Source organism: Coleofasciculus sp. E2-BRE-01, assembly GCF_040221695.1.
Lineage (GTDB): Bacteria > Cyanobacteriota > Cyanobacteriia > Cyanobacteriales > Coleofasciculaceae > Coleofasciculus.
This window is the reverse complement of the sequence record NZ_JAVKEA010000017.1, coordinates 1-3,314: the sequence shown is the minus strand read 5'-3', so window position 1 is coordinate 3,314 and position 3,314 is coordinate 1. Positions and strand designations below refer to the sequence as shown.

Below are 3,314 nucleotides of genomic sequence, written 5' to 3'. Positions count from 1 at the left end.
ATCCACAATGTTTTTTTCAAACAGGTTCCGTTTAATACATAGCTCCCCAAAATTGCTCGCTTTCCCCCACACCCCACACCCCATACCCCACACCCAGTATCCTATCGTGGGTAATGTGGCTTAAGTTGACACCCATGGTTTAGGGAGTAACGCTACTTAAGCAGCCGACAACTGAGCAACAAAACCCGCCCTGACCCCGTTGAAACTGATATTTTTCACCTTTGTCAGTCCCAACACCCGCCAAGAACTCAAGTTCTTGGCTTATAGCTTAAGTCCATTAAAATGGACTAAAATTAGAAATATAGTCGGACTTTAGACGAATGCAAGCTTTTGGTTCTTTGGGTTAAAACCCAAGGCGGTTGGCGAGACTAAGAATTAACCAACAGGATCATTTATTTCCCAGCTAGACTCCTTATAGAGTTAAAGCCAGGTAATGGAAATCTTCTTTGACACGGAGTTTACGGGATTACATCGGAATACTACGCTGATTAGTATTGGTCTTGTTACTGAAAATGAACGCACATTTTACGCAGAGTTCAACGACTATGCTCAAAACCAAGTCAATGATTGGCTGCGGCATAACGTATTCCCGAATCTTCAGTTTATTGATATCCATTCCCTGACACCCAAGCTAGATTTAGAACATCATGCCATGAAATCAACCCGTCAGATAGTGACAACGACATTATCTGAATGGCTAGCACAATTTGAATCAGTTGAGATGTGAGCTGACTATCCAGCGTATGATTGGGTTTTATTTTGTGACCTATTTGGCGGCTCGTTAAATTTACCTAAACATATCTCCAATAATCCATTTGATGTAGCAATCCTACTTAAAGTAGCTGGAATCAATCCAGATGTGAATCGAGCGGAATTTGTCGAATTTTCCACTGTCAAAAAACACAACGCTTTAGAGGATGCGAAGTTGGCAAAGGCTTGTTCTAAAAAATTGACTTCTCCCTGGTATAAATGACCAGGGATGCTAAAAGGAGTAAATATTCAACCGGACATGATAGAAGGAGGGGCTAAGGTTCCCTTACTACGTAAGCATCACAGCAACCACGTCTTATTCGCAAAATCCGCAGGCTTTTCGCTATCCTTTTGAATTGGTCGTCCGAGAGGGCGGGCGGGAGATCTAGCGGGAGGACGTTTGGTTTCAACGGGTGGCGTGGGTTCTATCGGTCGCTTTTGAGTGGCTTTAAGCGATTCATTCTCTTGTTTAAGACTCTCCACTTCTTGCATCAATTTCTCATTGGCTTGAGCGAGTTGAACAGCGGCTTTTTTGGCATCCTCAAATTCACTCTTTAAATGGTCGAGTTTCTTTAACTCACTTTGTAAGTTTTCAACGGATTCTTGCTGATGCTGTAATTTGGTTTCTAAGTCCGTAACTTGTTCCTTTAACTGCTGTTCTCGTTGCTCCGTTTGGGCTAAACTATCTTTTAAATTAACCACAGTGGTTTCTTGTTGTTGGGCTTCTTCGAGTGCCTGTCTCAATTCCGCAACCGTGGCTTCAAGGTCAGCTTTGGTGGGAGTTGAAGATTTACTGGTACTGGTTCTTCGGCGGGTTGCCATGGTTGATTCGTCCTCTGTTTCTGTATTCAGTTCGTTAGTATCTTCAATAGGTTGCTGATTGGAAGATGGCGATTTTTCCACCTCTTCCCGCAACAAATCCGTTAACTTTTTTTTGGTCATTAGCACCCCCAATGATGGTGTAGTTCATCCGCCACCCGGCGATAATCAGCTTGGGCTTCACGGGCATTTTCTCCGCCCAATTGAGTAATCGGTATCCCCTGCAATGCGGCGCGTTCGTGGGCTTTGTACGTCCGAATAAAGGTTCGGAATGCCGGAACACCGAGTTCTCGGAGTGTGGTTTGCGCCTCTAACGCTTCCCGACGACTGCGAGAATCTACCCGAGTTAACAATACCCGATGGGTGGTTCCTACTGGTGCGATCGCACGCCGTACTGTTTCCATTAAAACCGCTAAGTCCATCGGTGCGGGAGGTGTGGGTAAAATAATATAATCTGCGATCGCGACTACAGCAGTCAAGGCGTCTGAACGCAGGGCGGGGGGTGTATCGACAACGGCTATTTCGTAGTCTTTCAGGGTTTGTAGACGACTCAAGAGTTGAGGATTAGTTTCTTGGGCGATATCAAACCCGATTTCTCCCTCACTTCGTTCTACCCACCAACTGGCTGAACCTTGAGGATCAGTATCTACTAACAAAACCTGTTTTTTTTCCGCAAGTACGGCGGCTAAGTTGACTGAGGTTGTGGTTTTGCCAACACCTCCCTTTCCATTAATAATAGCGATTATATTGGTCATTCGTCATTTGTCTTATGTCATTTGTCATTCGTCATTCGTCATTTGTCTTATGTCATTCGTCATTTGTCATTCGTCATTTATCATACTCGCTTTCATCGAGAAGCAAGCTACGTCATTCGTCATTCGTCATTCCCCATGACACACCGAGCGTGTTACCGAGCGTGTTACTGAGCGAAGCCGAAGTAAGTCGAGGTAAGCGATGTCCTGAGCACTCGCCGAAGTCTGAGCATCGCCGAACGTCCGAAGTCTTGTCGAAGGGTAGAGGTATTCCCCATTCCCACCACAAGACTGATTCAGTAGCCTCTAAACTAGAGTAAAGTGTTTTTGAGACAAGCTACCCCGTGGCAAAAATTACCCTTGAAGTACCCGACGACTTAAAAGAGCAACTGGTACAGGTAGGCAATCGCTTACCTGAACTGCTTGCACTCAGTCTCCAGCAGCCGCCACTCCCTGCTCACATCTATCACTATATTCTTAACTTCCTAGCAAGCCAACCCACGCCAGAAGAAATCCTCGCCTTTCGCCCAACTCTGGAAATGCAGACAAGACTGAAAACTCTGTTAGTACGCAGTAAAGCAGGGGAGCTTACTCCTTCAGAACAACAAGAACTTGATGAATATGAGCGCATTGAACATATAATCGTGATGCTCAAAGCCGGGAGTCTACACCATCTAACTCGTACTGTATGAGTAGTACCTATATTCCGGCTGCATTGCGTCGCTTGGTTGAAGAACGAGCCAATTACAGATGTGAGTATTGTTTATTCCCTCATAATGTTTCCTTCTTTCCCCATGAAATTGACCACGTAATTCCAGAAAAACATGGAGTTGACACTCCCCCGGCTATAAGAGCGCGGGGGATTCTTCCGTCACAGGGAGGTAGAGTTTAGCGTCTTCCAGGACGTGACCTTTACCCTCAGAAAGCTTACCAACCGTGTGTCCCACGGCTACGACTCCTCTAATTTCTATAATGCGAGCGGATGCCACATCC

At 45.5% G+C, this 3,314-nt stretch carries 4 protein-coding genes and 1 pseudogene; 3 read left to right on the top strand and 2 right to left on the bottom strand.

The window, feature by feature from the left end; translation table 11 throughout:
* The first annotated feature begins 433 nt into the window (after window positions 1-433).
* Entirely contained in the window at window positions 434-727 is a 294-nt protein-coding gene (locus RIG66_RS02155; protein WP_446374773.1) for a hypothetical protein, read from the top strand.
* Between the two features lie 323 nt (window positions 728-1,050).
* Here RIG66_RS02155 and RIG66_RS02150 read toward each other — a convergent pair whose 3' ends face one another.
* Complete coding sequence (locus RIG66_RS02150; protein WP_446374771.1) at window positions 1,051-1,692, bottom strand: hypothetical protein; 642 nt, start codon at window positions 1,690-1,692, stop codon at window positions 1,051-1,053.
* Window positions 1,692-2,324, bottom strand: a complete 633-nt coding sequence (locus RIG66_RS02145) for an AAA family ATPase (protein WP_446374769.1) — start codon at window positions 2,322-2,324, stop codon at window positions 1,692-1,694. Before RIG66_RS02145 ends, RIG66_RS02150 begins: the two co-directional genes overlap by 1 nt.
* Before the next feature lie 341 nt (window positions 2,325-2,665).
* On the opposite strand from RIG66_RS02145, the gene RIG66_RS02140 reads away from it, so the two are divergent.
* Window positions 2,666-3,013, top strand: a complete 348-nt coding sequence (locus RIG66_RS02140) for a hypothetical protein (RefSeq protein ID WP_446374767.1) — start codon at window positions 2,666-2,668, stop codon at window positions 3,011-3,013.
* Window positions 3,010-3,150: pseudogene (locus tag RIG66_RS02135) on the top strand (HNH endonuclease); the annotation flags it as partial. The gene RIG66_RS02140 and the pseudogene RIG66_RS02135, both read left to right, overlap by 4 nt.
* Window positions 3,151-3,314: the final 164 nt, after the last annotated feature.